The organism is Mesorhizobium alhagi CCNWXJ12-2 (assembly GCF_000236565.1).
Taxonomy (GTDB): domain Bacteria; phylum Pseudomonadota; class Alphaproteobacteria; order Rhizobiales; family Rhizobiaceae; genus Allomesorhizobium; species Allomesorhizobium alhagi.
Genome location: NZ_AHAM01000210.1, coordinates 15,700 through 42,031, shown reverse-complemented (window position 1 = coordinate 42,031; position 26,332 = coordinate 15,700). Strand labels below are relative to the sequence as shown.

Here is a 26,332-nt window from a genome sequence, read left to right as displayed (position 1 = left end):
AAATCGCCTTTCAGGAAGAGCGTCGCTGGTTGTAGTGTACTGCCCGAACCCCATTGGCGGGGCCGGAGGTAAATTTTGAAATATAACCTTCCATCCGCGATTGCCGGCGGGTTCGCCACTTTTCTGGCCACCAGCCCCGCAATATCGGCCGATTGCGGCAGCATGGCCCATCCGGGGATCGACTGGCAGGATTGCCCGAAGCGCGCGCTCATCATACGGGAAAGCAATCTGAGCGGCGCTAACCTGGTTGAAACCGATTTTACCTCGACCGACCTCAGGCATTCCAATTTCGACGGCGCGAATTTGGAAGGCGCGACGCTGGTGCGCTCCTCACTGGCCGGCTCCAGCGCCAAGGGCGCGAACTTCGCCAAGGTCGAGGGCTACCGCACCGACTTCAGCGGGGTGGACGCGCAGGGTTCGGCATTCATCAATGCGGAACTGCAGCGGGTCGAGTTTTCGGGCGCGAATCTGGCCGGCACGAGCTTCGAGAAGGCGGAACTCGGCCGCGCCAATTTCGAGGGCGCGGACCTGACCGGTAGCCGCTTCACGCTGGCCAATCTGGCGCGGGCCGATCTGAGCATGGCGAAGTTCACAGGGCCGCTCGATTTCGCCAATGCCTTCTTCTATCTGACGAGGCTCGGCGGTCTCGACCTCAGCGCCGCCACCGGACTCACCCAATACCAGCTCGACATGGCCTGCGGCGATGCCGAAACCAGGCTGCCGGCCGGATTGACCGCGCCTGCGAGCTGGCCGTGCGAGTTGGACTAGATTTCCAGTTGCCCGTCGCTTGACCGGCGGCGCTGCCTGTCCCATCAGTCGCCGATGCGCGCGAATTACAAGATGCAGCGGCTGTTCGTGCCGCAGGAGCTGGCTGAAAACGCCGTCATCGAGGCGAGCCGGGAGCAGAGCCACTATCTCAGCCATGTGCTCAGGCTCGCCGAAGGCGCGGAATTGCTCCTGTTCAACGGCCGCGACGGCGAATGGCTGGCGCGAATCGAAGCCAAGGCGAAGAAGTCCGTCCGGCTACGCGCGGTGGAGCGCACAAGGCCGCAGCCGCCGCTTCCCGACCTCGTCTATTGCTTCGCGCCGCTGAAGCAGGGCCGGCTCGACTATCTGGTGCAGAAGGCCGTGGAGATGGGCGCAAGCGTGCTGCAGCCGGTTGTCACCCAGCACACGCAGATCGCCAGACCCGGCATCGAAAGGCTGCGCGCCAACGCCGTCGAGGCGGCCGAGCAGTGTGGCATCCTCGCGATACCGGAAGTGCGCGAGGCGCAAAAATTCGATCGTCTGCTCGCCGACTGGGACAGCGAACGCCGGCTGATCTTCTGCGATGAGGATGCCTCGACCAACAATCCCCTGCTTGCGCTTCAGGCGATCACGGAGCGGAAGCTCGCCCTCTTAGTCGGGCCGGAAGGCGGCTTCTCGGACGCCGAGCGGCGCCAGCTTCGCGCCCTGCCCTTCGTCACCGCCATTCCGCTCGGCCCGCGCATTCTGCGCGCCGACACGGCAGCCGTGGCGGCGCTCGCCGTCATCCAGGCGACGGTGGGGGATTGGTAGGCCCTGGATCCTGGAAGGTCAGTCGGCCTTCCAGGATCGCTTGTCTTTTGACTGTCGGCTCCGCCCCTCACTGTCCTGCCGGACATCTCTCCCCGTAAACGGGGAGAGAGTAGCCCGCCGCACCGCCGGCCCGCTTTGCTGCAATGTTGCCGATCGGCGCAACCGCCGACCGGCAGGGCGACAAGGGGCAACTCAGACAGTCGATGCTAGAGCTTCACTCTTACGCTCCGTTCACCGCTGCCATGACCTCGAAGCCGCCGCGATAAATCATCTCCAGGGCGACGTAGAGTATGATGGCGAGACCGACATAGGCGATCCAGCGGTGACGCTGCAGCAACCTGGCGATGAAGGTAGCGGCGATGCCCATCAGTGCGATCGACAGGATGAGGCCGAACACCAGAATGCCCGGATGCTCGCGCGCCGCGCCGGCAACGGCCAGTACGTTGTCGAGCGACATCGACACGTCGGCAATGACGATCTGCCATGCCGCTTGTGCGAAAGTCTTGCGCGGAGCGCCGGCGGCAATCTTGCCGTCCGCATCGAGATCCTTGTTCTCGAGCGCCTCGGCCCCGGCAATCTCCTCGGTATGGGTGGTGCGCAGTTCGCGCCACATCTTCCAGCATACCCATAGCAGGAGCACGCCGCCGGCAAGCAGGAGGCCGACGATCTGCAGCAACTGGGTCGTGACTGTGGCAAAGCCGATACGCAGCACCGTGGCGGCGATGATGCCGATCAGGATGGCTTTGGCGCGCTGATCCTTCGGCAGGCCGGCAGCAGCAAGGCCGATGACGATGGCATTGTCGCCGGCCAATACGAGATCGATCATGATAACTTGGAGAAGCGCGGACAAGGCGTCCGCAGTAAAGAATTCCGTCATTTGGCACCCATTTTTGAATGGGAGTGCCGGCATGGGTGGATCGCGACGCGCAACGGCCAGCGAAAACGTTCAAACGCCTTCGCTGCAGGTTCGATTATGCGATCGTCACGTGGATTCCACGAACACCAGACCCCCAAGGTTGAAATGCCAGTCCGACATCACAGCTCGTGGGAGCTGCCAGAGGGGCCCGGTCTGGTGGTTTCGGTGTAGCCGCCTGAACGACCGAATTCAAGAGCAGCCGGCCAAATATAGCGAGCGCAAGACGTCGCAGGCCACAGGCGGTCAGGTCAACCCCGCTTGGGCCGGGGGTGAAAGGGTCTCATCCCGGCCGAAGCGGGCATGCCCCGCGGGACGGATTTTGCGTCCCGGCGGGACGTGGGCATCAATGCTCTTGACAGGATAGTCAGGATTTTTTGCTTGATCGGCCGGCACGATTGCGTCCATCAAGCGCGACGCTTGTCAGGAGCGTGCAGAGGAACGGTGAATGGCGCGCGATACAACGGATTTCCGGCCGATCGAGAACATCGACGAACTGGTCGAGTATCTGGCCGAGGGCAACAAGCCCAGAGACAAATGGCGCATCGGCACCGAGCACGAGAAATTCCCGTTCTATGTCGACGGCAACGCGCCGGTGCCTTATGGCGGCGACAACGGCATCCGTGCGCTGCTTGAAGGGATGCAGCGTACGCTGGGCTGGGACCCGATCCTCGATGACGAGCGGGTTATCGGACTGGTCGAGCCGACGGGTCAGGGCGCGATCTCGCTGGAGCCCGGCGGCCAGTTCGAGCTTTCCGGCGCGCCGCTGGAGACCATTCACCAGACCTGCCGCGAGGGCAACGCGCATCTGGCGCAGCTTCGCGAAATCGCCGAGCCGCTCGGCATACGCTTTCTCGGCCTCGGCGGCAGCCCGAAATGGCGGCTTTCCGAAACGCCGAAAATGCCGAAATCGCGCTACGAGATCATGACGCGATACATGCCCAAGGTCGGGTCGCATGGCCTCGACATGATGTACCGCACCTGCACCATTCAGGTGAATCTCGACTTCGAGAGCGAGACCGACATGCGCCGCAAGATGCAGGTGTCGCTGAAGCTGCAGCCGCTCGCCACCGCGCTCTTCGCCAACTCACCCTTCACCGAGGGCCGCCCCAACGGCCTGCAAAGCTGGCGCGGCGAGATCTGGACCGACACCGACAACCAGCGATCGGGCCTGCTGCCCTTCTGCTTCTCGCCCGATTTCGGCTTTGCCGACTATGTCGAATGGGCGCTCGACGTGCCGATGTATTTCGTCATTCGCGACGGGCGCTATCACGACATGACCCACATAACCTTCCGCCAGTTCATGAACGGGTCGGCGCACAACCAGGTGCCGGACGGTGTGCCGACGATCGGCGATTGGGCGAACCATTTGTCGACGCTGTTCCCCGACGTGCGGCTGAAGCGCTTCCTGGAAATGCGCGGCGCCGATGGCGGACCGTGGCGGCGCATCTGCGCATTGCCCGCTTTCTGGGTCGGGCTGCTCTATGACGAAGAGGCGCTCGACGCCGCCGAGCAGTTGACCGCCGACTGGACATTCGAGGAAGTCCGCGACATGCGCGCTGCCGTGCCGAAGCACGGCATCGGCACGGAGTTCCGCGACACCGATTTGCGCAGCATCGCGCGCGAGGCGCTCAAAATCTCACGGCTTGGCCTTACGAACCGCGACCGCAAGAACCGCGACGGCTATGACGAGACAGGCTTCCTGTCTACGCTGGACGAAGTTGTGGCGCGCGGCACCACAAGCGCCGAGGAAATGCTCAACGCCTACCACACGCGTTGGGGCGGTTCGATCGAGCCGGTGTTTCTGGAGTATGCCTACTGACGACCCCCTCTCCTCGCGAGAGGCAAGATACCCTCTTCATTCAGCCCCTGAAACCCACTACGCTCTCTTCGGCGGAGGTTTCCGAGGAGGAGAAGATGCTTCCATTGTACGACATGCTGGCCAATGCCCAGAACGGCCATGGCATGGAAATGCTGGCGCGCCAGTTCAACCTTTCGCAGCAGCAGGCCGAGCTTGCGGTCGAAGCGCTGCTGCCGGCGTTTTCGCAGGGGCTGAAGCGCAACGCCTCCGACCCGTACGGCGTAGCCGGCTTCCTGAACGCGATGGCCTCGGGCCAGCACGCCAAATATTTCGAGGATGCGCAGAAGGCCTTCGCGCCGCAAGGCGTAGCCGAGGGCAACGGCATTCTCGGCCATCTGTTTGGCTCGAAGGACCTGTCGCGCGCAGTCGCGGCGCAAGCTTCGCAGGCGACCGGCATCGGCCAGGACGTGTTGAAGCAGATGCTTCCGGTCATTGCGTCGATGATCATGGGCGGGCTGTTCAAGCAGTCGACCAACCAGATGCAGGCAGGCGGCATGGGCGGCTCCAACCCGCTCGGCGAGATCATCGAACAGATGATGCGGCAAGGTGGCGGCATGATGTGCGGCGGCGCGCAGCAGCAGGCCCCGCAACAGCGCCAGGCTCCGCAGCCGGCGAATCCCTTCGACAATCCCTTCGGCAAAGTGCTGCAGGACATGTTCGGCGGCGGCGCGGCGCAGCAACCGCGGCGCCAGCCAGAACAGGCGCAGAGCCCATATGGCGACAATCCCCTCGGCAAGATCTTCGAGGAGATGCTGGGCGGTGGCCAGGCGCGCCGCGCTCCGGAGCCAGAACCGCAACCGCAGCAAAGATCCCGGCCACGCGAAAATCCGAGCGGGCGGCCACGCAACCCTTACGATGACCTGTTCGGCGACATGTTCGAAACCGGAGCCAAGCAACGCGACGAATACCAGAAGAGCGCCGAATCGATCTTCGAGCAGTTCACCAAGGGCATGGACCGGCACCGGTAGTGCTTGGGCCGACCGAAACGTCAACAAGCTGATCGACATCGCTCCGGGATCGCGCCCAGGTTGGAACATCACGCGTCGACGCACGTTTTGGCGGGCGCGGCTGGCAGCCGGTACAGATGCCCTGACTCCCTCCAGCCGTCGCTCGCGTTTCGTCGCGAACACGGTTGGGATGTCGCCTTGAACAGTTCAGCAATCGTAAAGCACCGTCGGATCGACCTTGACGGACTTGGCGTCTTCTACCGCGAAGCCGGGCCGGCGGACGCTCCAGTCATCCTCCTGCCACACGGCTATCCATGCTCGTCCTACGAGTTCCGCAATTTCATGCCGCCCCTGGCCGACCGGTGGCGGCTGATCGCGCCCGATTTCCCGGGCTGCGGCTACAGCGATACGCCGAAGGATTTCGACTACAGTTTCGACGGCTACGCCGCGTTCCTGGAAGATTTTACAGCTAGGCTGGGGGTCGAACGCTACGTCCTCTATCTGCACGATTTCGGTTCGCAGATCGGCCTGCGGCTCGCCATCCGATCGCCGGAGCGGATAGCGGGACTGATCATACAGAACGGCGACATATACGAGGACCAGCTCGGCCCCAAATACGCACCGCTCGAGGAGTACTGGCGCAATCCGACATCAGAGGGACGCGCCAAGCTCGCGGAAGCGGTGAGCGAAGAGGGTTTCAAGGACGAGTTCCTGAATGATGTTCGCGACGAACTGACCGAGCGCATTCCGCCGGATCTCTGGAAACTGCATTGGTCGCTGATGACGCTGAAACGGCGCGAGATCGCGGTCAGCGTGATCGCCGCCCTGAAGGAAAACCTCTCCTGGTTTCCCAAATATCAGGGCTATCTTCGGGAACACCAGCCGCCGACGCTCATCGTCTGGGGACCGCAGGACGGCTACATGCCGGAAGGTTCCGCACGCGCCTATCTGCGGGATTTGCCGAACGCCGAGCTACACCTGCTCGACGGCGGACACTGGGCGCTGGAAACGAACCTCGACGAGATTGTCGCTCTGAGCCGCGATTTCCTAAGCCGCACCCTTACCCGATAGCTCCAGCGGACAGCGCTAAAGCCGGGATAGCCATAGCCTAAGAAAAAAGCCCGGCCTTCGCAGGCCGGGCAATGTGCAGGCAGGCCGGTTGTGGCAAACCGGCGGGGAGTGGGGGAGCCTGCGTAAACTCCTGATCGCGGTTCAGCAGATCCGGCGGGCCATGTCTTCCGCGGATTCCGAGCGGGCCCGGACGATCGCGCCGAGGCGCACCGTCGGATCGATGCCGAAGGGCAGACCTACAGCGACATGCAGATCGGCGCGGGTCAGGCCAATATCGGCCAGTTCCGAATCCGACATATCGCCGAGGCGGTAGAATTCGCGGCGATTTTTCCAGGTTCGGAAAAAGGCCGAGACCGCGTTTACGACGCGCGTCACAGCCGCCGGACGGATTGCGGCGTGCATCGTCTGGGTCGCGTGATCGAGCGCAGTCATATCTGGTCTCCTCATTCAAAATGCGGGTGCGTGAACGCCATCGGAAGCGCGCGAGCGCGGCGATCCGGGGGCAAACCACAGGCCTCGTGTTGACGTTGCGACAATGCGCTCCCGCCATTGATTAATCCAACGAATGTTTTTAATCTTTAGCATCAACATAGATGATGGATATTCCCATGGCAGCGCCGCTCGATCTCGACCAGTTGCAGACCTTCATCATGATCGCCGATACCGGCAGCTTCACCCGCGCCGCCGAGGAAGTGCATCGCACCCAGTCGGCGGTGTCGATGCAGATGCGCCGCCTCGAAGAGCGCATCGGCAAGGCGCTGTTCGAAAAGGACGGGCGCACCAACAAGCTGACCGAGGAAGGCGAAAGGCTGCTTTCCTACGCGCGCCGCATGATCCACCTCAACCGCGAGACGCTGGCAGCCTTCGACGACCGCCGCCTCGAAGGCACGATCCGCATCGGCACGCCGGATGATTACGCCGACCGGTTCCTGCCCGAGATCATGGCGCGGTTCTCACGCTCCAATCCGCGCGTCGAACTCACCGTCATTTGCGAGCCGACCTTCAACCTGGTCGAGCATATAAAGCGCGGCCATCTCGACCTGGCGCTGGTCACCCATGACGACGCCAAGGGGCAGTCGGAGGTGGTGCGGCGCGAGCCGCTGCTGTGGGTGAGTTCGGCCAATCATGCCACGCATGAGCAGGAGATCCTGCCGCTGGCCTTCGGACGCCCGACCTGCATCTGGCGGCGCGCCGCCTGCGACGTGCTCGACGAAATGAACCGCGAATACCGCATCCTGTTCACCAGTTGGTCGGCAACAGTCATCACCGCCGCCGTGCTTTCAGGGCTGGCGATCTCGGTGCTGCCCGAATGCGCGCTCCGTCCCGGCATGAGGGTGCTCGGCGAGGCCGACGGCTTCGGCACGCTCCCCGAATGCAAGATCGGCATCATGCGCGGCCACACCGCGCGCGCCGACATCGTCGAGGCGATCGCCCGGCATATTTCCGAAAGCCTCGACAACATTTCGGTGCCTGCGGCCGAGGAGACCGGCACGTTCGACTTCGCCGCCATGGCCGCCCTTCGCGGCCGCCGGCTGAAGCCGAGCCACATATTGCCGGGGTGGTAGATTGTATACTATAGTTGACAAACCATACGATCGTGCTTAGATTTGGATGATCGAAATCCGGCAGACGAAGGAGTTCGCCAGATGGCTCGACGACCTGGCGGATTCACGCGCTGCGACGAAAATTGCGCAGCGTCTGGTTCGCCTGGAGGCTGGTCTCTTCGGCGACGTCAAGCCGGTGGGTGGCGGGATAAGCGAGCTGCGAGTGAACTATGGTCCCGGCTATCGTTTGTACTTCACGCAACGAGGACGAACTCTGATCGTGCTCCTATGTGGTGGAGACAAGCGGCAACAGGATCGCGACATCGCCTTGGCGAAGGCGCTGGCCAAGGGATTAAAGGACGAGATGCGATGAGAACCGAAACCATTCCCTTCGACGCTGCTCAGTATTTACGCGAACCTGAAGCCCAAGCCGAGCTTCTTGCTGATGCACTCGAGAGCGGCGACGCGACTTACATCGCAATCGCGCTCGGGACGATCGCGCGGGCGCGCGGAATAACGGAAGTTGCGCGCGAGACAGGGGTTACGCGAGCGGCCCTCTACAAAGCGCTGGGACCAACAGGCGACCCCAGGCTCACGACCTTCCTTGGCGTTTTGAACTCGCTCGGCTTCAAGCTCACCTTGAAGCCGGAAGATGCAGAGGCTGCCTAGAGCAAGTTTCAGCGCTTTCCGCCGCGGATGACCAGCACGTTGCCGGCGGCGACAAAGGCCAGGCCGATGATCGCATAGGCCGTCCAGACATAGCCTTCGAGCGCGGTCGAGATGAGCAGCGCGAAGACCGGGAAGATCACCGTGGCGTAACCGGCGCGCGCAGCGCCGATGCGGCCGAGCAGGGTGAGATAGGCGGCGAACGCCATCACCGTCGAGATGACGGCCAGGAAGATCAGCGAGCCGAGATAGGAGACGCTCGGGTCGATGATGAACGGCTTGCCGAGCAGGAAGGCGAGAAAGCCCGACCACAGCGTGCCGTAGAGCATGCCCCAGGCGCTGGTCGAGACCAGCGGCAGGCTGCGGCGCTGGTTGGACGCCGAGACGAGATTGCCGGCGCAGAAGCTCAGCGTTCCGCACAGACAAAGCAGCAGCCCAGTCATGGTGCCGCCAGAGAGGCCGTGCGCAGCGATTTCGGGAAAGAACATCAGCGCGATGCCGGCAAAGCCGATCAGGCCGCCGGCGAGGATGCGCGGCGACGGGCGTTCGCGCATGATGAGCGCGCCAAGCAGCATGTTGATGACCGAGGCCAGCGAGAACACGACCGACAGTAGCCCGCTGACCAGATAGCCGGCGCCGTAATAGAAGAACAGGAAGTTGGACGAGAAGATCAGCACGCCGAGTGCGGCGAAGCGCAGATGGTCCGAAAGCGGGAAGCGCAGCCGGCGGCCGGAAAATGCCGCCCAGGCGAACATCAGCATCGTGGCGATGGCGAAGCGCCAGACCAGGTTGACCTCATTGGAGACGCCGCTGCCGACCTGAAGCTCGATAGCGAACCAGGACGCGCTCCAGGCGATCACCGTCAGCGCATAAAGGCCGTAGTCGAGCGGCTGGAACGGCTGATCGGCGCTCGCCGGTCTTGCGGTGGGGCGAGCAGCGGCCCCATCGATGGTTTCGGTCCGTGCGGTCATCGCCTTGCCTATGCCCCTGCCCTGCTCTCGGTCCATCCAATTCTTCTGATCGAACCATTGAGGCAAACGATAGATAGGGCCGAATGCCCTTGACCCAGAGCGCTGGAACAGCACCAATCCCCGGATGAGCGATTTCTTCACCGAATCGAAAACCAACGCCGCCGAATATACGGTGAGCGAGATTTCCGGCGCGCTTAAGCGCACCGTCGAGGACGCCTTCGGCAATGTGCGGGTGCGAGGCGAGATCTCCGGCTATCGCGGACCGCACTCCTCGGGACACGCCTATTTCTGCCTGAAGGACGACCGCGCCCGGCTCGACGCCGTGGTATGGAAGACGGCGATGGCCCGCCTGAAATTCCGGCCCGAGGAAGGCATGGAGGTCATCGCCACCGGCCGGCTGACCACCTATCCCGGCAAGTCCAACTACCAGATCGTCATCGACAATCTGGAGCCGGCGGGCGCCGGCGCGCTGATGGCTCTGCTGGAGGAGCGCAAGCGCAAGCTCGCCGCCGAAGGCCTGTTCGAGGCATCGCGCAAGCGGCGTCTGCCATTCATGCCGAAGGTAATCGGCGTGGTGACGTCGCCGACCGGAGCGGTCATCCGCGACATCATCCACCGCATCAAGGACCGCTTTCCGCTGCATGTGCTGGTCTGGCCGGTGCGCGTGCAGGGCGAGACTTCAGGCGCGGAAGTGGCGGGCGGCCGGGGAGGGGGCGGCCGCCGTCAACGGCTTCAACGCGCTGACTGACGGGGAGCCGGTTCCCCGCCCCGACCTCCTGATCGTGGCGCGCGGCGGCGGGAGCCTGGAAGATCTCTGGGGTTTTAACGACGAGGCGCTGGCGCGGGCCGTCGCGGCCTCTCGCATTCCGGTGATCTCGGCGGTCGGCCACGAGACCGACTGGACGCTGGTCGATTATGTCGCCGACATGCGCGCGCCGACCCCGACGGGCGCTGCCGAAATCGCAGTGCCGGTGAAGGCCGAGCTCGAAGCCAATCTGGCAAGCCTCGCCGCCCGGCTAAAAGCCGGCGCCTCGCGCAATTTCGACCGCAAGCGGCAGGCGATGAGATCGGCGGCGCGCGCCCTGCCCTCGCCCGACCAGCTTTTGGCGCTGCCGCGGCGGCATTTCGACGAGGCCACCACCCGGCTCTCGCGGGCGCTGATCGTCAGCACCGAACGCAAGCGGGCTCGGCTCGGGGGCGTGCGGCTATCATCAGCGACGCTGTCGCGGCGGATCGAGGAATGGCGCAGGCTGGCCGACCGGGATCTGCTGCGCGCGCAGGCCGCGCTGCGCGGCATAGCGCGCGAAAGCCGAGCGCGCTTGCTGCGGTCGGCGTCGCAACTGCCGAGATGCGCGGACGCGGCGCTCGCGCTCAAGAAAAAGCGGCTGCAGGCCCTGCAGCCGCGCATCTCCGTCCAGCCGCTGCTGCGCGCCCGCAAAACCGCGCGCGACCGGCTTGTCCTCGCCACGCGCCGGCATCAAGAGGCGGCAGTGCGCGGTCTTGATCGCCTGCGCGGCCGGCTGACCCAGGCCGACCGGCTGCTGGCGACACTGTCGCACAAGGCGATCCTGGCGCGCGGCTTCGCGCTGGTGACGGATGTTTCAGGCGCGGTGGTGCGCCGCGCCGCCGACATTGCGCCGGGCGCAGCGCTTGGCATCGAGTTCGCCGACGGCAAGACCAACGCCATCGCCACCAGCGCCGATGCCGCCGCCCGCCCGCGGCCGAAGCCCGCGAACAAGCCAAAGGTCAGCGGCGGACAGGGCTCGCTTTTCTGATGCGAGACGCTGCCTCGGTTTGAAGCGATACGAAATCGCTGAAAGTATCGTCTATCGGGCGGGGTATTCCTATATCCCTGGCAGGAACGCGAGGAAAGTCATGTCACCATTCGATCAGGGCGTCGTCGCGGCCGAGACCGGCATGAGCAAGGACGACAATCCCTATCAGCCGGGAACCAGTGCTCATAGCGATTGGAATGCCGGGTACGAGTCCGTTGTCGAGGCGGACGAGGCGACCAGGCTGGACGGCGAATAGGCCGCAACTTGCCGGAAATCGTGATGACGGGAAAAAGTTCAAATCCCTGAAACGGCATTTGACGGCAACGCTTGGGATTACACCTGAAGAATACAGGGCGAAATGGAACCTGCCTGCAGACTACCCGATGATGGCACCGGGCTACGCGGCTGCGCTTTCGGAACTGGCCAAGAAAATGGAGCCCGGCCGCAAACCCAAGACGGCGGAACCGGTAAAGCGGACGCGTAAGAAAGCGGCCTAGTCGCTAAGAAGAAGAGGCGGGTTGATCACCCGCCTCTGTTGTCTATTTGGCCTGTAGGCCTACCGGCCCGCGATAATGCTCGCGATGATCCCTGTGCCCAGGCTGATCAGCAGGAAATCATTGTCGACGCGCACCCACTGCTGGCCACGACCGGGACGCCTGAGACCGTAGCGGTAGTGATCACGGATCGCCTGCCTGCGCTGCCATTCCGGAACACGCTTCCCCTTGGACCAGTGGTGCCGCTTGTTCTGATATTTGCGCACATCATGCCGCCTGGGCGCATGGAAATCCCGCTTGTGCTGTTGCGAATAATGCTGACCCTGACGCGGACCATCGTGGTGGCGCTGCTGAGCCTGGGCGACGGGAACCGCGAGCATGGAGATCGCAATCGCGGCAAGAACGGTTCGTTTGAACATCGGTAGGCTCCTTGTTGTCGATGTGAGGAACCTAGTGGTCGGCGATGAACCCAAACTGAACGGGCTCATTACGTTTTTGTAATGAAATCAAAGATTAAGCGATGTCAAGTAAGCGGACTGCGCCGTACTGCGCACGGACGATTGGGGCCGATATCCGTGTCATATAGCTCGGCGCCTGCATTTCCAGCCCTCACCTCAAGCGAGCGGACGGCATCGCATACAAGGGCGATTGCAGAGACAGTTTTGGATTAGCGATTTTTTGGCCAAGTTATTGAAAGATTGGTACGGTTGGGTGGGCTCGAACCACCGACCTCCGGATCCACAATCCGGCGCTCTAACCAACTGAGCTACAACCGCACGCTCGGGCGGGCGGTTTGCCTGAACCACGCGGGTCCAATGCAGGCGCCTATCGCCGACGAAGCGTCCAATACGGACAAACGAAGGATATTTCAAGACGTTTGGGGCGGAGTTGCCGTTCGATTTCACCGCAGGCCGATAGCTCGCGCCCGACGTGAGCGAATTTGCCGGCGAATGCTGCGGCCAGGCAAAGAAAAAGGCCGGCGGGAGGAGGTGCCGGCCTTTTCCTATATCGGACCAGCGGGAGGAGGTGCTGGCCGCTATCCCCAAAAGACGGTGGGAGGAGGATACCGCCTTTCAGGTATTTACGATCGACTGAACGCGTCAGGCGACCTTGAGTTCCTTCATGGCCTTCTCGAAGGCATCCTTCATCGGCTTGGACACTTCCTCGGCGGCCTTGGTGGTGACGGCCTGGATGTCCTTGGCCTGCTCGACGGTCATCTCGACGCCCTTGCGCACAAATGCGGTCTGCAGTTCGACAAACTCGGAGACGGACTTCACGCCAAGCAGCGCCTCGAGGTGCGAGAAGCCGGCTTCAGTGTTGGCGCGCATGGCGGCGATCGTCTTCAGCGAAACCTCGTTGCCCGCGGTCTTGGCCGTCTCGAGCGTGGATTCGATAGCCTTCTGGGTGGTCTCGGCGCCCGACTTCAGCTTGGTGTAGGCTTCCTTCGACTGCTCGACGCCCTTCTCGGCGAAGGCGCGGAACTGGTCGGTGGCTTTGGAAGCGTCGAAGGTCGGGAATTCGACGTTCTCGATGGTGTCAGCGGTCTTGCCTGCGGTCTTGGACATATTTCCATCCTTTTTCGGTGGACAGCCTTGAAGAAGGCCGTCTCGTTCATGCATGACGTGGATATAATACAGGTCATGGTGCATTGCAACATAATTGTTGCGTTGCACCAAATCCGCGATTCCGCGTTAACCAAACACCGAGTTTCCGGGGTCCCTCACGCGCTGTTTTGTGGACGCGCGCACCGACGGGTTTTATTAACAAAGGGTTAATTGCGGCGTCCATGCAAGGGTGGTCAAGTCAGCTTATGCCGTCAGAAGCCTATTCCTTCATCGACGTGGTCGTCCTCGACGAGGTGCGCTCGCGCTTTGCCGCCGGCGACTCGCTGGCGATCCTTTCCACCGACCTCGAACAGGTGATCTGGGCCAACGGCCCGGGCGCCGCGCTGTTCGGACATGACGACATCGAGGCGATCATGGGCGCGCCGAGCCGCCTCGGCCTGCCCGCCAGGCGCCAGATCATGGCCATAAGAGGGTACCCGGATATCGGGCGCGACAGGCCGCTTATGGTGCGCATGACCACTGGCGTAACCAGCCATGCCGTCGCCTTCATCGCCAGCGCGCTCACGCTTCCGGACGGCGAAAAGGCAATTTTGCTGGCGGCCCCCATCGCACAAGCCCAGTCACGCGGCCCGGCGGAAGCGGCCGAGCGCGCGATCGGCGGGTTCAACGAGCCCGGCCATTTCGTCGCCTTCATCGACGGGCGCGGCGAAGTGGAGGCGGCTTCGGCCGGCTTCGGCGAACTCGGCATTTCGCGCGAGACGCTTGCCGCGCTTGTCGCCGAAATCGGCGGCGGACCGGATCGCATCGCCCGGCGCGTCATCCGCGGCGGATCGGCCTCGCTGCCGGCGGGCATGGCGCGACTCACCGACGAGCCGGCGCGGCACCTTCTGGTGGTGATCGACGAACGCCGGGCCAGCGGCGAAGAATTTACGCCCGGCGAAGGCGCAGATGCGGCCGAACTCACCGGGTACGAGCAAGAGCAGGAGCCTGCGACAAGCGCGGACGCGGTCGAGCAGGACAATTCGGCCGCAAGACATCCGGCCGCCGAGCCGGCGGCGCCACCAGCCGCCGACGAGAAGTCTACGCCGGCTGCTCATGAAAAAACCACCGGCGAAGCGCCGGCGCAGCTCGACAATTGGTATTTCAGCGCGGCGGGCGGGCCTTCGCATGATCAGCCATCATCACAGGCCGGGGAGCGACCGGAATCCCGGAAGACGGAAACGCCCTCACCGGCTGCCGCGGAGCGCGTGACGACGCCGATGCGGTTCGTCTGGCGCACCGACGCCGAAGGCAAGTTCAGCGCCATCTCGCCCGAATTCGCCGACGCCGTCGGAGCTCTCGCGGCCGATATCGTCGGTCGGCGCTTCAAGGACGTTGCGGCCACTTTCGCACTCGACCCGTCGGGCGAGATCGCCGGCCTGCTCGACCGCCGCGACACCTGGTCCGGCCGCTCGGTGCTGTGGCCGGTTGCCGGAACCGCGCTGAAAATCCCCGTCGACCTCGCCGCCCTGCCCGTTTATGGCCGCGACCGCGACTTCCAAGGGTTCCGCGGCTTTGGCGTCGCCCGGGGCGCGGAAGCGGTCGCCGATCCTGAAGGGATCGGACTCGTCCTGGTCGCTCCGCGCGCCGACGCCACGGCGCCGCAGCCGAGCGAAACGCCGGCGGAGGCCGCAAAGCCCGAACCGGACGAAAGCGAACCGAAGGCCGCCGATCCGTTCAAGGGCGAAGTGCCCGCGCTGACCATCGTGCCGAAACCGGACCGCCGTTTCGCGGACAAGGTGATCCGCCTCGCCGAGCACCGCCAGCCCGCGCCTGAAAAGGGCGGCCTGTCGAGCATCGAGCGGAGCGCGTTCCGCGAAATCGGCGAGCGGTTGAGGCTGATCGGCGAGCCCGCCGCGCCGGAGCAGGCGGATACGGCGGGCCCGGGACCGGAACAGGAACCCTCCCCGGCTCCAAAAGCTGACGAAGGCGCGGCGGCCGACCTATCCGGCGAAGCGCCACCAAGCGTGGCGGAGGAAGCCCCGGCCGCCGAAACCGGCGCTCGGGACGAAACCTCTGAAGCGGTGACCGAGGCGACCGCCGAGATTTCCGAGGGCCAAGCGACGACTGAGCCGGTAGCGGCAGTGGAGATCGAAGAGGCTGCGGAAGCCGCCGCCGAGGAGACAGCCGAAGCTGAGGAGCCGGTGGGGGTCGAAGCGGAAGCCGAGGCGGAGACTGCCGGGGCAGATGCTGCGGAGCCGGCCGAAACTGCCGAGGCCCAGCCAGACGCGGAAGACGAAGCCGAAACCGTGGAGCCTGCGGAACTCTCAGACGCGGCGGAAAGTGGCGCCGTTCTGCCGGACGAAGCCGCCGAGCATGAGAGCCCCGAAGCCGAGCCCCGGAAAAAACTGCCCGCCGACACCGGCATATTGGCAAAGCTGCCGGTTCCGGTGCTGATCCATTCGGGCGACGCGCTCCACTACGCCAATGACGAATTTCTTGCACTGACCGGCTATGATTCCGTCGAGCAGCTTGCTGAAGCGGGCGGGCTCGACGCGCTGTTTTCCGCTCCTTACGGCGATGAACAGCATGACGAGGCGGACCGCTCGCTCAGGCTTTCGACCCGCGACGGGCTGGAATTCCCGATCGAGGCGCTGCTGCGCTCCGTGCCGTGGGACGGCGGCAAGGCGCTGATGCTGGTGGTGCGGCGCACCGGGGAAGAAGAGACGCCAGCCAAGCCAGTGCCCCTCCGTTCGGCGGAAGAGCAGGAGCTACGCACCCGCGTGGCGGAGATGCGCACGATCATCGACACGGCGACGGACGGCGTGGTGCTGATCGCCAATGACGGCACCATTCGTTCGATCAGCCGGCCGGCCGAGGCGCTGTTTTCCTTCGACAGCGACGAGGTCGCCGGCAAGCCGTTCATCTCGCTCTTCGCCATCGAGAGCCAGCGCGCGGCGCGCGACTACCTCAACGGGCTTTCCGATCACGGCGTGGCGAGCGTTTTGAACGACGGCCGCGAAGTGATCGGACGGGAGGCGCAGGGGCGTTTCATCCCGCTGTTCATGACGATCGGCAAACTGCCCAACGACAGCGGCTATTGCGCGGTTGTGCGCGACATCACCCAGTGGAAGCGGGCCGAGGAGGAATTGACCCAGGCGCGCGCACTTGCCGAGCGGGCCTCATCCCAGAAGACCGACTTCCTGGCGCGGGTCAGCCACGAGATCCGCACGCCGCTCAACGCCATCATCGGCTTTTCCGAACTGATGGTCGACGAACGCTTCGGCCCGATCGCCAACGACCGCTACCGCGATTATCTGCGCGACATCAACCGCTCGGGCAACCACGTGCTCGATCTCGTCAACGACCTGCTCGACATCTCCAAGATCGAGGCCGGGCAGCAGGAAATGGCTTATGAGGCTGTTTCGCTCAACGACACGCTGGCCGAGACGGTCGCCATGATGCAGCCGCAGGCCAATCGCGAGCGGGTCATCATCCGCTCAAGCTTCGCCTCCAAGCTGCCGGAAGTCGTCGCCGATCTGCGCAGCATACGCCAGATCGCGCTCAACATATTGTCCAACGCCGTGCGCTACACGCAGGCCGGCGGTCAGGTCATCATCTCGACCGCCTACGAACCGTCCGGCGATATCGTCATGCGGGTGCGCGACACTGGCGTCGGTATGAGCCATGCCGAGATCGAGCAGGCGCTGAAACCGTTCAAGCAGATCAACTCGCTGAAGCGGACGCGCGGCGACGGCACCGGCCTTGGGCTTCCACTCACCAAAGCGATGGTCGAGGCCAACCGGGCGCGGTTTTCCATCAATTCGACGCCGGGCGAAGGCACGCTGATCGAGATCACCTTCCCTTCCACGCGGGTCCTGGCCGACTGAGCAGAAATCTCTGCCCGCCGAAGCGCTGGCAGATCAGGACAGTTTCGCTCAAGTTATTGAAAAGCTGTGTAAATCCATCCAGTTTAGAACAATTCTAAACTATTGAATTCGTTACTCTTTCTATTGACGTCGCACTAATATTCGCCCAATAGGCGGGTCGGTTTCGACGACGGAGCCGACAGAGGAACGCGTTCCCCGGGGCCTTGAACCCCTCGACGGACAGGAGAGTGTCATGACCTTCACAAAAGCCCGGTCGAAAGCGGCCGGCTGCGCAGCATTCGCATTTGCCGCATTGTTCGCCGGCTCGGCGCTCGCCGACGGCACGGTGAACATCTATTCCTATCGCCAGCCCGACCTGATCAAGCCGGTGCTCGAAGCCTTCACGGCCGAGACCGGCATCGAGACCGAAGTGCTGTTCCTCGACAAGGGCCTGGAAGACCGCATCCTGGCCGAGGGCACGAACTCGCCGGCCGACGTGATCCTGACCGTCGACATCGCACGCCTCACCAACGCCAAGGAAAAGGGCGTTACCCAGGCGCTGGACGACGCCACCGTGAACGGCAATCTGCCGGCCGAATACCGCGATCCGGAAGGCCACTGGTTCGGCCTGACCAAGCGCGCCCGCGTCGTCTATGCCTCGAAGGACCGCGTTACCGACACCGCGCTCACCTATGCCGATCTCGCCGACCCTAAGTGGAAGGGCAAGATCTGCATCCGCTCCGGCCAGCACGATTACAATCTGGCGCTGTTCTCCGCGGCAATCGCTCATTGGGGTCCGGAAAAGACCGAAGAATGGATGAAAGGCTTCAAGGCCAATCTGGCGCGCAAGCCCGACGGCGGCGATCGCGACCAGGCCAAGGCCATTGCGGCCGGCGAATGCGATATCGCTCTCGGCAACACCTACTATGTCGGCCTGATGCAGACCAACGAGAAGGAGCCCGAGCAGAAGGAATGGGCGGCGGCCATCAACGTGATCTTCCCGACATTCGAGGAAGGCGGCACGCATGTGAACATTTCAGGCGCGGCCCTCGCAAAGAATTCGCCGAACCGCGACAATGGCGTGAAGCTGATCCAGTTCCTGTCGAGCGACAAGGCGCAGCAGATCTATGCCGAGCAGGTGTTCGAATATCCGGTTGAGCCCGGCCTCGAGCCCTCCGACGTGGTGAAGGCGTTCGGCGAACTGAAGGCCGACACGCTGCCGCTCGCCGACATCGCCAAGAACCGCAAGGCCGCTTCCGAGATGGTCGACCGCGTCGGCATCGACGACGGCCCGTCGAGCTAAGCCTCGTTCATGAAGACCCGCGAAGGCCGGTCCGTGAAAGCGGTCCGGCCTTTCGCCATTCCAAGGGCGAGGCAATGCTGGCGCCGGACGACGCAATGGAGATGAATGCCACCGGTAAGGACGTGTTCGCTGCGCGTAAGCCGGTGAAGCGCTATCGCCATCCCTTCGTCATGGCGTTGACCGTGGCGATCTGCGCCATCGTCCTCCTGCCCGTCGCAACGCTAGCTATAATCGCTCTCTCCGGCACGGGCGAGGATTGGCCGCATCTCGCCCGCAATGTGCTACCCGGCGCGACCCTCACCACACTTTATCTGTTGGCCATGGTGTCGGTCGGCACGGCGACCATCGGCGTCGCCACCGCCTGGCTTGTCGTCGGCTACGACTTTCCGCTGCGCCCCTTCTTTTCCTGGGCGCTGGTTCTGCCGCTCGCCGTGCCGCCCTATCTCGCAGCCTATGCGTTCGGCGAATTCTTCCTGTTCAGTGGGCCGGTGCAGTCCGCCTTGAGGGCGCTGTTTGGTTTCGCCAGTCCGCAGCAATACTGGTTTCCCGAAATCCGCTCAACCGGAGGCGCGGCCTTCGTGCTCACCTGCGTGCTTTATCCCTACGTCTATCTGACCAGCCGGGTGGTGTTCCTGATGCAGGGCCGCAACATCGCCGATGTGGCGCGCACACTCGGCGCAAGGCCGGCAAAGGTGTTCTTCCGCGTGCTTCTGCCGGTGGCGCGGCCAGCAATCGGCGCCGGCGTCGCGCTGGTGCTGATGGAAACGATCAACGACATCGGCGCTTCCGAATTCCTCGGCGTGCGCACACTGACCACCGCCGTCTTCACCACCTGGATCAACCGCAGCAGCCTAGAGGGCGCCGCCCAACTGGCGCTGGTCATGCTCGTCCTGGTGCTGCTTCTTCTCGCCGCCGAGCAGTTCGCCAGGCGCAGGCAACGTTTTCACAATGTGCGCGCCACTCAGTTGAAGGCTCGCCCGCCCCGCGTCCGGCTGAGCGTTCCCGGCCAGATAGTTGCGCTCGTCGCGGTGACCCTGCCGGTGCTGTTCGGCTTCGGCGTGCCGCTACTGGTGTTCGGGCAATACGCCTCGCGCCGGCTCGACTATTTGCTCAATGCCGACCTCGCCGAGGCTTTCGTCAACAGCATCTTCACGGCGAGCGCCGCCGCACTGCTTACCGTCACGCTGGCGCTACTCCTCATCAACGCGGTGCGGCTGTCGCGCTCGCGCCTGACTGGCGGGCTGGTGCGGATCGGCTCGGTCGGTTACGCGCTGCCCGGCACGATCATGGGCCTCGGCCTGCTCTTCGCGCTGGCGCGCCTCGACAATACCGTCGACCATTTCGCCAGAGAGACGTTCGGCGTCTCGACCGGGCTCTTGCTGACGGGATCGGCCGCCGCCGTCATCCTCGCCTGCACGATCCGCTTCCTGGCGCTGGCCGAAGGCGCGGTCCGCTCCGGCATGGAGAAGTTGCCCCCTCACCTCGATGAAGCCGCCCGCAGCCTTGGCAAAACGCCAGCCAGAAGCGCCGCGCTCGTGCTCCTGCCGCTTTTGCAGCCGGCGATCCTGACGGCGCTGGTGCTGGTCTTCGTCGATACCGTGAAGGAACTTTCGGCCACAATCCTGCTGCGGCCGTTTGGCTTCAACACGTTGGCGACACTGGTTTACGAAAACGCCTCGCGCGCGGTGGTCGAGGACGGGGCGGTGGCGGCGCTGCTGATCATCGTGACCGCGACCGTGCCGGTCATTCTTTTGTCCAGGGCGCTTGCTCGCGACCGCGCCGCCTCGATGTAGCGGGAACCAAGAAAAAGGCGCCCAAAAGGGCGCCTGAATTAATGGGATGCTGTCACAACGGGGCTTGAGCGAACGTCGCTTCCTCGGGGGCGAGGAACCGGATTTCTCCGTCAAGTTACGTGCGAATATCAGCGGCAGCCCTTAACAAATCCTTACCGGAACCCCGGAAAATTTACGGAAGTGTACCACTCGTGAAAACGCGGTAAATTTGCCGGTCATCCTTGCTTAACCATGTTCCGACCGTCTCACGAGCGGAGCTCGGCGATATCCCGGAACAGTTCGAGCGCTTCCGGATTGGCAAGCGCCTCCTTGTTCTTGACCGCGCGGCCATGCACGATGTCGCGCACGGCAAGTTCGGTGATCTTGCCGGATTTGGTGCGCGGTATATCGGCGACCGCGACGATCTTCGCCGGCACGTGACGCGGGCTGGCGCCGGTGCGGATCTTGGCCTTGATCTTCGTCTCCAGCGCGTCGTCGAGCGTGACGCCTGCAGCCAGCCGCACGAACAGGACAACGCGCACGTCGCCTTCGAAATCCTGGCCGATGCATAGCGCCTCGGCGACCTCCGGCATCTGTTCGACCTGGTTGTAGATTTCCGCCGTGCCGATGCGCACGCCGCCCGGATTGAGCGTCGCGTCGGAACGGCCATGGATGATGATGCCGCCATGCTCGGCCCATTCGGCGAAATCGCCATGGCACCAGACATTGTCGAAACGCTCGAAATAGGCGGCGTGATATTTTTCCCCACCGGCGTCGTTCCAGAACATAACAGGCATCGACGGGAACGCACGCGTGCAGACGAGTTCGCCCTTTTCGCCACGCACCGGCCTGCCGTCATCGTCCCATACATCGACCGCCATACCGAGACCCGGAGCCTGGATCTCGCCGACCCAAACCGGCTGGATCGGCACACCGAGAACGAAACAGGCGGCGATGTCGGTGCCGCCGGAAATCGAGGCCAGATGAACATCCTTCTTGATGCCGTCATAGACGAAGGCGAAGCCCTCTGGCGACAGCGGCGAGCCGGTCGAAGACAGGGTGCGCACGCTGGAAAGATCGTGCGTCTCGATCGGCCTCAGCCCCGACTTGCGCACCGAATCGATGAACTTCGCCGAGGTGCCGAAATAGGTCATCTTCTCGGCCTGCGCGAAGTCGAATATCGCGTTGCCGTCCGGGTAGAACGGTGATCCGTCATAAAGCAGCAGTGTCGCGCCGGACGCCAGGCCGGAGACCAGCCAGTTCCACATCATCCAGCCGCAGGTGGTGAAGTAGAAGAAACGGTCGCCATCCTCGATGCCGGCATGCAGCCTTTGTTCCTTGACGTGCTGGATCAGCGTGCCGCCGGCCGAATGGACTATGCATTTCGGGATGCCGGTCGTGCCGGAGGAAAACAGGATATAGAGCGGATGCGAGAAAGGCAGCCGCTCGAACGCAACCTTCGTCGGCGCGAACGACGCGATCGCTGCCTCCAGCGCGTCGGCCTTATCGATGGTTTCGGCGACGTCGCCCGACGTGCCGAGATAGTCGACGACCAGCACTTTGCGCACGGTCGGCAGCTTGGCCGAAACCGCCGCGATCTTGTCGGCCACCTCGATCGCCTTGCCGTTGTACCAATAGCCGTCCGGCGCGATGAAGATCACCGGTTCGATCTGGCCGAACCGATCGAGCACGCCCTGTTCGCCGAAATCCGGCGAGCAGGAGGACCAGACGGCCCCGAGCGACGCGGCTGCGAGCATTGCGGCCACCGTTTCGGGCATGTTCGGCATCATGGCGGCGATGCGGTCGCCCTCTTTCACGCCGAGCGACTGGAACAGCTGCTGCAACTGCGAGACCAGCGCGTGCAGATCGTCCCACGACATGCGCCGCTCGACCTTGTCCTCACCCCTGAAGACGATGGCGTCGCCGCCGCCTGTCTTGCCCAGAAGGTTTTCCGCGAAATTCAGCCTCGCGTCGGGGAAGAAGGCCGCACCCGGCATCTTGTCGCCGTTGGTGAGCACGGTCTCGCCGCGCTCGCCGACAATGCCGCAGAACTCCCAGACCAGACTCCAGAACGCCTCGCGCTCGTCGATCGACCAGCGGTGCAGTTCGGCATAGCTCGAGAAATCAACTCCCGCCCGGACCGAAGCCGCCGCCATGAAGGCGGTCATGGGCGCGGACGCGATCTGCTCCTGCGTCGGCGTCCATAGCGGAGCGGTTTCAGCCATGCTTATCCTCCCTGACAATACTTTCCCGGTTATGCATATTGCAGCGCAGCAGGGCAAGGCATGGCGCCTGCAGCGCTATCCACTTGTGCGGAAACGCCATTGCAAGGCCACAAAGGCTTGAAAAGCGGGAGCTATCGGGCCACACCCGCTGGAGCACGCACAACGCGGCACCCGCCTGAACCGGATAAGCGAACGGAGCACCATGCCATCAGCTCTCGTCAGGCGAAGCATATGGGGGATCGGCATCGCCGTTCTCCTTGCTGTCCTGATCGCGCTCCTGCTCCCCGCCATCGCCTCGACGCGCATCGTCCGCGACCGGATCGCCCTGGAGATGAGTTCGTGGAGCGGATACCGCGTCAGCATCGGCGCCCCGCCTGAGATCGAAGTCTGGCCGACTTTCCAGGCTATCCTCACTGATGTCCGGCTCTCGCCATGGCAGAGCCCCTCCGGCCCGCCGGTCATCGCTGCCGAGCGCGTGGAGATCGAACTGTCAGCGCTCGCCGCCCTGCGCGGCAACGTCATTTTTTCGAGCGCCCGTTTCGTCAGTCCCACTTTGTATATCCAGCGGGCCGCGAACGGCGCCTACATGCCCGAACTGCCCGGTGGTGGCCGCATCGCCGCATCGATAGCGGAGGCCCGGGCGGCGATTGCCGGAAACCCCGATGAGCAGGGCGATCTGCCGTCCGATCCGTTCGGCACGGTTGAAGTCAGCGGCGGCAGGATTGCGCTCCACCAGGACGGGCAGGTCACTGACATCGTCACCGGAATTGCCGGCAAAGCCGACTGGCCGGCTCTCGACAGGGCTGGCACCTTGTCGGCCATCGGCCTTTGGCGCGGTGAAACAGTGAAGATCGACCTAGCCTCGGAAAATCCGCTCTCGCTGTTTGCGGGCGGCGCGGCGCCCCTCACCGCCAACTTCGCGGCCGCACCGGCCACAGTCTCGTTCACGGGCTCCGCGAAGTTTGCCGGAAACGGCTATCTGGATGGCGAAGCCAAGGTTTCCATCCCTTCGATACGGCGCGCGGCCGAATGGTCCGGATCACATGTCTCGCCGGTCTCACCTGGCGGCAAGGTAGCATTCACCAGCCGCATCGTCGCCGATGCAGCCCGTGTGAAGTTTGAAAACGTCGCGCTTTCGCTTGATGAAAATCGTGGCGTAGGTGCGCTCAATCTCGAATTCGAACCGCGCCGGCCGGCAATGTCGGGGTCTCTAGCTTTCGACGGAATCGATCTCGGATCGCTGCTTTCGGCGTTTACGCCGCTGACGCTCGCCGCCGACGGCAGTGCCGGAGAAGCCGATGCGGAGCTTTCCAGCCTGCTCAACGTCGACCTCAGGCTGTCGGCGGAACGTGCGGTGGCGGGAGCGATCAAGCTGGCCAATGTCGCGGCCACCGTGCAGGTAAAGGACGGGCTTTCAGTGTTCGACGTCTCCGATGCATCCGCATTCGGCGGCAACGTTCAGGCCGGCGTCCGCTTCGACCGCAAGCCGGACGGCCCCTATGCCGAAATGCGGCTCCTGGCCTCCAACATTGACGGCGGCGCGTTGGCCAGCGCGGCTGGCATGACAAAGCTGGTGCCGGTCGGCCAGGGCACTGTTTCGGTCATCCTCAAGGGACCGGGCGCCTCGTGGAAATCCATACTGGAGAACGCCGACGGCTCGATTTCGGCGAGCTTCGGACAGGGAGCACTGGCCGGCCTGGATCTTGCCGGGCTGCTGGCGCGCGTGAAAAAGGGCGGGTTCTTCGCGCTCGACGAGGTGTCGAAGGGAAACGTGCCGATCAACGGCGCGGAGTTCAAGGCCAGCGTCGCCAAAGGCGTGGCGCGGATAGAAAAGGCCGAAGCCCGGGCCACCGGCCACACGCTATGGCTCAAAGGCATCGTGCCCTATGTAGGCCGCGGCCTCGCGCTTTCGGGCGGCGTCACGCCGACCGTCAAGGGTGCGGAAGGCGGTAATGCGGCTTTCTTCGTCGGCGGATCGTGGAGCGCGCCCTTCATCTCGCCGGTCATTCCTTCCCAGCCGGTGGAATAGGGCGTTAACCTCGCTGTGCCGCCTGCTCATCGCGCAGGCGCTGCACTTCGCGGCGCTTGTTGGCGAGGGACGCTATGATCACTCCAATCGCAACGATGGCGATCAGAAGCGTACAGGCGGCGTTGATCTCAGGCGTCACGCCGAGCCGCACCTGGCTGTAGATCTTCATCGGCAGCGTCGTTGCGCCGGGACCCGAAGTGAAGCTCGATATTACGAGATCGTCGATCGAAAGCGTGAAGGCCAGCATCCAGCCCGAGACGATCGCCGGCATGATGACCGGCAGCGTGATCTGGAAGAAGGTTTTGACCGGAGGCGCGCCGAGATCCATCGCCGCTTCCTCGAGCGAGCGATCGAAGCTCATCAGCCGCGACTGAACCACGACGGCGACGAAGCACATCGAGAAGGTGATGTGCGCCAGTGTCACTGTCATGAAGCCGCGATCAAAGCCTATCGCGACGAACAGCAGTAGCAGCGAAAGCCCGGTGATGACTTCCGGCATGACCAGCGGCGCAAACACCATGCCCGAAAACAGCACCCGGCCACGAAACCGCGTGTAGCGCGTCAGCGTAAGCGCCGCGAGCGTGCCGAGGACGGTTGCCACGGTCGCCGAGATCAGGCCGACGCGGATCGTCACCCAGGCGGCGTCCATGAGGCCGCGGTTGTTGAACAGCGCAACGTACCATTGGGTCGAAAAGCCGCCCCACACTGTGACCAGCTTCGAGGCGTTGAACGAGAAGATCACCAGAAGCACGATCGGCAGGTACAGGAAGGCGAAGCCCAGTACGATCGAGACGATGTTGAAACGGCTCCAGGTCGCGTTCATCGTTCCTGCTCCTGCGCGCGAGCCTGCGCATTCTGGAAGATCATGATCGGTACGATCAGGATCAGCAGCAGGATCACGGCCACGGCGGACGACACCGGCCAGTCACGATTGGCGAAGAACTCGTTCCACAGCGTCTTGCCGATCATCAGCGTCTGCGAGCCGCCGAGCAGGTCGGGTATGACGAACTCGCCGACGGCCGGGATGAAAACGAGCATGCAGCCGGCGATGACGCCCGGCAGTGACAGCGGAAAAGTGATTTTCCAGAACGCGCCGTTCGGGGTGCAGCCGAGATCCTTGGCGGCCTCGATCAGCGAATAATCCATCTTCTCCAGCGACGAATAGAGCGGCAGGATCATGAACGGCAGGTAGGAATAAACGATGCCAATGAAGATCGCCGTATGCGTGTTGAGGATGATCAGCGGGCTATCGATGATGTTGAGCGCCATCAGGAACTGGTTGAGCAGACCCTCCGGCTTCAATATGCCGATCCAGGCATAGACCCGGATCAGGAACGAGGTCCAGAACGGCAAAATGACCAGCATCAGCAGCGTCGGCCGCAGCGATGCCGGGGCGCGCGCCATGCCGTAGGCTATGGGATAACCGACGAGCAGCGTCAGGAATGTCGAGGTCGCGGCGATGACGACGCTAGACACATAGGCGTTGAAGTAGAGCGCGTCCTCGGTGAGCCAGACGTAATTGTCGATGCTGAGCTGCCGCAACTGCTCCAGCAGTCCCGAGACGCCATCAGCCAGGCTGAGCACCGGATCGTAAGGCGGCATCGCGATCGCGGTCTGCGACAGTGAGATCTTGAAGACGATGACAAACGGGGCGAGGAAGAAGATCAGCAGCCAGAGATACGGCACCAGTATGACAAGCCGGCTGACGACGGCGTTGGCGGCGCGGCCAGCAAGCGACCGGCCCTTAGCCGCAACGGCGCCATTCTCGCGATCGATTACCGCTTCCGACAT

21 protein-coding genes, 1 tRNA gene and 2 pseudogenes are annotated in these 26,332 nt (G+C 63.6%); 15 read left to right on the top strand and 9 right to left on the bottom strand.

Going from position 1 to position 26,332, the window contains the following annotated elements; genetic code table 11:
* Positions 1–75: 75 nt before the first annotated feature.
* Together MAXJ12_RS23980 and MAXJ12_RS23975 are read left to right on the top strand one after the other, a co-directional pair.
* Positions 76–768 (top strand): pentapeptide repeat-containing protein, encoded by a 693-nt coding sequence (locus MAXJ12_RS23980; RefSeq protein ID WP_008838629.1) that lies wholly within the window; start codon positions 76–78, stop codon positions 766–768.
* Positions 769–822: 54 nt separating this feature from the next.
* Positions 823–1,557: a 16S rRNA (uracil(1498)-N(3))-methyltransferase gene (locus MAXJ12_RS23975; protein WP_008838628.1), complete on the top strand. Its 735-nt coding sequence runs from the start codon at positions 823–825 to the stop codon at positions 1,555–1,557.
* Positions 1,558–1,777: 220 nt separating this feature from the next.
* Here the strand turns inward: MAXJ12_RS23975 and MAXJ12_RS23970 are convergent, their stop codons facing one another.
* Positions 1,778–2,434 (bottom strand): TerC family protein, encoded by a 657-nt coding sequence (locus MAXJ12_RS23970; protein WP_008838627.1) that lies wholly within the window; start codon positions 2,432–2,434, stop codon positions 1,778–1,780.
* Positions 2,435–2,918: 484 nt separating this feature from the next.
* Between MAXJ12_RS23970 and MAXJ12_RS23965 the strand changes: the two genes are divergently transcribed.
* The 3 genes from MAXJ12_RS23965 to MAXJ12_RS23955 all read left to right on the top strand — a co-directional run bounded on the left by MAXJ12_RS23965 (position 2,919) and on the right by MAXJ12_RS23955 (position 6,349).
* Positions 2,919–4,292: a glutamate--cysteine ligase gene (locus tag MAXJ12_RS23965; RefSeq protein ID WP_008838626.1), complete on the top strand. Its 1,374-nt coding sequence runs from the start codon at positions 2,919–2,921 to the stop codon at positions 4,290–4,292.
* A gap of 95 nt (positions 4,293–4,387) precedes the next feature.
* Positions 4,388–5,299: a DUF937 domain-containing protein gene (locus tag MAXJ12_RS23960; protein ID WP_008838625.1), complete on the top strand. Its 912-nt coding sequence runs from the start codon at positions 4,388–4,390 to the stop codon at positions 5,297–5,299.
* Between the two features lie 177 nt (positions 5,300–5,476).
* Positions 5,477–6,349, top strand: a complete 873-nt coding sequence (locus MAXJ12_RS23955; RefSeq protein ID WP_008838624.1) for an alpha/beta fold hydrolase — start codon at positions 5,477–5,479, stop codon at positions 6,347–6,349.
* Positions 6,350–6,490: 141 nt separating this feature from the next.
* Here the strand turns inward: MAXJ12_RS23955 and MAXJ12_RS23950 are convergent, their stop codons facing one another.
* Positions 6,491–6,781, bottom strand: coding sequence for a DUF1127 domain-containing protein (locus MAXJ12_RS23950; protein ID WP_008838623.1), 291 nt, complete (start codon positions 6,779–6,781; stop codon positions 6,491–6,493).
* A gap of 176 nt (positions 6,782–6,957) precedes the next feature.
* On the opposite strand from MAXJ12_RS23950, the gene MAXJ12_RS23945 reads away from it, so the two are divergent.
* From MAXJ12_RS23945 to MAXJ12_RS23935, 3 genes are read left to right on the top strand one after another with little or no spacing between them, the layout of a single operon-like run.
* Entirely contained in the window at positions 6,958–7,914 is a 957-nt protein-coding gene (locus MAXJ12_RS23945) for a LysR substrate-binding domain-containing protein (protein WP_008838622.1), read from the top strand.
* Between the two features lie 46 nt (positions 7,915–7,960).
* On the top strand, positions 7,961–8,266 hold the full coding sequence (locus tag MAXJ12_RS23940) for a type II toxin-antitoxin system RelE/ParE family toxin (RefSeq protein ID WP_008838621.1): 306 nt from the start codon (positions 7,961–7,963) through the stop codon (positions 8,264–8,266).
* The gene (locus tag MAXJ12_RS23935) at positions 8,263–8,562 is read left to right on the top strand and encodes an addiction module antidote protein (RefSeq protein WP_008838620.1); all 300 of its coding nucleotides are present in this window, start codon (positions 8,263–8,265) and stop codon (positions 8,560–8,562) included. Before MAXJ12_RS23940 ends, MAXJ12_RS23935 begins: the two co-directional genes overlap by 4 nt.
* A gap of 8 nt (positions 8,563–8,570) precedes the next feature.
* Here MAXJ12_RS23935 and MAXJ12_RS23930 read toward each other — a convergent pair whose 3' ends face one another.
* Complete coding sequence (locus tag MAXJ12_RS23930) at positions 8,571–9,566, bottom strand: DMT family transporter (RefSeq protein WP_008838619.1); 996 nt, start codon at positions 9,564–9,566, stop codon at positions 8,571–8,573.
* Positions 9,567–9,654: 88 nt separating this feature from the next.
* On the opposite strand from MAXJ12_RS23930, the pseudogene xseA reads away from it, so the two are divergent.
* The 3 genes and pseudogenes from xseA to MAXJ12_RS23920 form a co-directional block, all read left to right on the top strand.
* Positions 9,655–11,305, top strand: a pseudogene (gene xseA, locus MAXJ12_RS23925) (exodeoxyribonuclease VII large subunit).
* 100 nt (positions 11,306–11,405) lie between these two features.
* Positions 11,406–11,561 carry a hypothetical protein gene (locus MAXJ12_RS38280; protein WP_008838618.1) on the top strand — a complete coding sequence of 52 codons (156 nt, stop codon included), beginning with the start codon at positions 11,406–11,408 and terminating at the stop codon, positions 11,559–11,561.
* Positions 11,562–11,583: 22 nt separating this feature from the next.
* A pseudogene (locus MAXJ12_RS23920) lies at positions 11,584–11,802 on the top strand (MucR family transcriptional regulator); the annotation flags it as partial.
* Positions 11,803–11,861: 59 nt separating this feature from the next.
* Here the strand turns inward: MAXJ12_RS23920 and MAXJ12_RS23915 are convergent.
* From MAXJ12_RS23915 to MAXJ12_RS23905, 3 genes are all read right to left on the bottom strand, one after another.
* Complete coding sequence (locus tag MAXJ12_RS23915; RefSeq protein ID WP_008838616.1) at positions 11,862–12,218, bottom strand: RcnB family protein; 357 nt, start codon at positions 12,216–12,218, stop codon at positions 11,862–11,864.
* A gap of 280 nt (positions 12,219–12,498) precedes the next feature.
* Positions 12,499–12,575, bottom strand: a tRNA-His gene (locus MAXJ12_RS23910).
* 324 nt (positions 12,576–12,899) lie between these two features.
* Positions 12,900–13,364 carry a phasin gene (locus MAXJ12_RS23905; RefSeq protein ID WP_008838615.1) on the bottom strand — a complete coding sequence of 155 codons (465 nt, stop codon included), beginning with the start codon at positions 13,362–13,364 and terminating at the stop codon, positions 12,900–12,902.
* A 245-nt stretch (positions 13,365–13,609) separates the two neighbouring features.
* On the opposite strand from MAXJ12_RS23905, the gene MAXJ12_RS23900 reads away from it, so the two are divergent.
* The 3 genes from MAXJ12_RS23900 (at position 13,610) to MAXJ12_RS23890 (ending at position 20,308) form a co-directional block, all read left to right on the top strand.
* Positions 13,610–17,233, top strand: a complete 3,624-nt coding sequence (locus MAXJ12_RS23900) for an ATP-binding protein (protein WP_008838614.1) — start codon at positions 13,610–13,612, stop codon at positions 17,231–17,233.
* A gap of 232 nt (positions 17,234–17,465) precedes the next feature.
* Positions 17,466–18,515 carry a Fe(3+) ABC transporter substrate-binding protein gene (locus tag MAXJ12_RS23895; protein ID WP_008838613.1) on the top strand — a complete coding sequence of 350 codons (1,050 nt, stop codon included), beginning with the start codon at positions 17,466–17,468 and terminating at the stop codon, positions 18,513–18,515.
* A 74-nt stretch (positions 18,516–18,589) separates the two neighbouring features.
* Positions 18,590–20,308 (top strand): ABC transporter permease, encoded by a 1,719-nt coding sequence (locus MAXJ12_RS23890; protein WP_008838612.1) that lies wholly within the window; start codon positions 18,590–18,592, stop codon positions 20,306–20,308.
* 245 nt (positions 20,309–20,553) lie between these two features.
* On the opposite strand, the gene MAXJ12_RS23885 is transcribed toward MAXJ12_RS23890, so the two are convergent.
* Positions 20,554–22,512, bottom strand: coding sequence for an acetoacetate--CoA ligase (locus tag MAXJ12_RS23885; RefSeq protein WP_008838611.1), 1,959 nt, complete (start codon positions 22,510–22,512; stop codon positions 20,554–20,556).
* A gap of 202 nt (positions 22,513–22,714) precedes the next feature.
* Between MAXJ12_RS23885 and MAXJ12_RS23880 the strand changes: the two genes are divergently transcribed.
* Positions 22,715–24,541 (top strand): AsmA family protein, encoded by a 1,827-nt coding sequence (locus MAXJ12_RS23880; RefSeq protein ID WP_008838610.1) that lies wholly within the window; start codon positions 22,715–22,717, stop codon positions 24,539–24,541.
* 4 nt (positions 24,542–24,545) lie between these two features.
* Here the strand turns inward: MAXJ12_RS23880 and MAXJ12_RS23875 are convergent, their stop codons facing one another.
* Both MAXJ12_RS23875 and MAXJ12_RS23870 read right to left on the bottom strand, forming a co-directional pair.
* Positions 24,546–25,364, bottom strand: a complete 819-nt coding sequence (locus MAXJ12_RS23875) for an ABC transporter permease subunit (protein ID WP_008838609.1) — start codon at positions 25,362–25,364, stop codon at positions 24,546–24,548.
* The gene (locus MAXJ12_RS23870) at positions 25,361–26,332 is read right to left on the bottom strand and encodes an ABC transporter permease subunit (RefSeq protein WP_008838608.1); all 972 of its coding nucleotides are present in this window, start codon (positions 26,330–26,332) and stop codon (positions 25,361–25,363) included. The genes MAXJ12_RS23875 and MAXJ12_RS23870 overlap by 4 nt, the downstream gene beginning before the upstream one ends.

What these genes read in the sequence shown, in the direction of transcription:
- MAXJ12_RS23975 (WP_008838628.1), top strand. Translation starts at nt 823, where the DNA reads ATGCGCGCGAATTACAAGATGCAGCGGCTGTTCGTGCCGCAGGAGCTG.
- MAXJ12_RS23970 (WP_008838627.1), bottom strand. Translation starts at nt 2,434, where the DNA reads ATGACGGAATTCTTTACTGCGGACGCCTTGTCCGCGCTTCTCCAAGTT.
- MAXJ12_RS23965 (WP_008838626.1), top strand. Translation starts at nt 2,919, where the DNA reads ATGGCGCGCGATACAACGGATTTCCGGCCGATCGAGAACATCGACGAA.
- MAXJ12_RS23960 (WP_008838625.1), top strand. Translation starts at nt 4,388, where the DNA reads ATGCTTCCATTGTACGACATGCTGGCCAATGCCCAGAACGGCCATGGC.
- MAXJ12_RS23950 (WP_008838623.1), bottom strand. Translation starts at nt 6,781, where the DNA reads ATGACTGCGCTCGATCACGCGACCCAGACGATGCACGCCGCAATCCGT.
- MAXJ12_RS23945 (WP_008838622.1), top strand. Translation starts at nt 6,958, where the DNA reads ATGGCAGCGCCGCTCGATCTCGACCAGTTGCAGACCTTCATCATGATC.
- MAXJ12_RS23940 (WP_008838621.1), top strand. Translation starts at nt 7,961, where the DNA reads ATGATCGAAATCCGGCAGACGAAGGAGTTCGCCAGATGGCTCGACGAC.
- MAXJ12_RS23935 (WP_008838620.1), top strand. Translation starts at nt 8,263, where the DNA reads ATGAGAACCGAAACCATTCCCTTCGACGCTGCTCAGTATTTACGCGAA.
- MAXJ12_RS23930 (WP_008838619.1), bottom strand. Translation starts at nt 9,566, where the DNA reads ATGGACCGAGAGCAGGGCAGGGGCATAGGCAAGGCGATGACCGCACGG.
- MAXJ12_RS38280 (WP_008838618.1), top strand. Translation starts at nt 11,406, where the DNA reads ATGTCACCATTCGATCAGGGCGTCGTCGCGGCCGAGACCGGCATGAGC.
- MAXJ12_RS23915 (WP_008838616.1), bottom strand. Translation starts at nt 12,218, where the DNA reads ATGTTCAAACGAACCGTTCTTGCCGCGATTGCGATCTCCATGCTCGCG.
- MAXJ12_RS23905 (WP_008838615.1), bottom strand. Translation starts at nt 13,364, where the DNA reads ATGTCCAAGACCGCAGGCAAGACCGCTGACACCATCGAGAACGTCGAA.
- MAXJ12_RS23900 (WP_008838614.1), top strand. Translation starts at nt 13,610, where the DNA reads ATGCCGTCAGAAGCCTATTCCTTCATCGACGTGGTCGTCCTCGACGAG.
- MAXJ12_RS23895 (WP_008838613.1), top strand. Translation starts at nt 17,466, where the DNA reads ATGACCTTCACAAAAGCCCGGTCGAAAGCGGCCGGCTGCGCAGCATTC.
- MAXJ12_RS23890 (WP_008838612.1), top strand. Translation starts at nt 18,590, where the DNA reads ATGCTGGCGCCGGACGACGCAATGGAGATGAATGCCACCGGTAAGGAC.
- MAXJ12_RS23885 (WP_008838611.1), bottom strand. Translation starts at nt 22,512, where the DNA reads ATGGCTGAAACCGCTCCGCTATGGACGCCGACGCAGGAGCAGATCGCG.
- MAXJ12_RS23880 (WP_008838610.1), top strand. Translation starts at nt 22,715, where the DNA reads ATGCCATCAGCTCTCGTCAGGCGAAGCATATGGGGGATCGGCATCGCC.
- MAXJ12_RS23875 (WP_008838609.1), bottom strand. Translation starts at nt 25,364, where the DNA reads ATGAACGCGACCTGGAGCCGTTTCAACATCGTCTCGATCGTACTGGGC.
- MAXJ12_RS23870 (WP_008838608.1), bottom strand. Translation starts at nt 26,332, where the DNA reads ATGTCGGAAGCGGTAATCGATCGCGAGAATGGCGCCGTTGCGGCTAAG.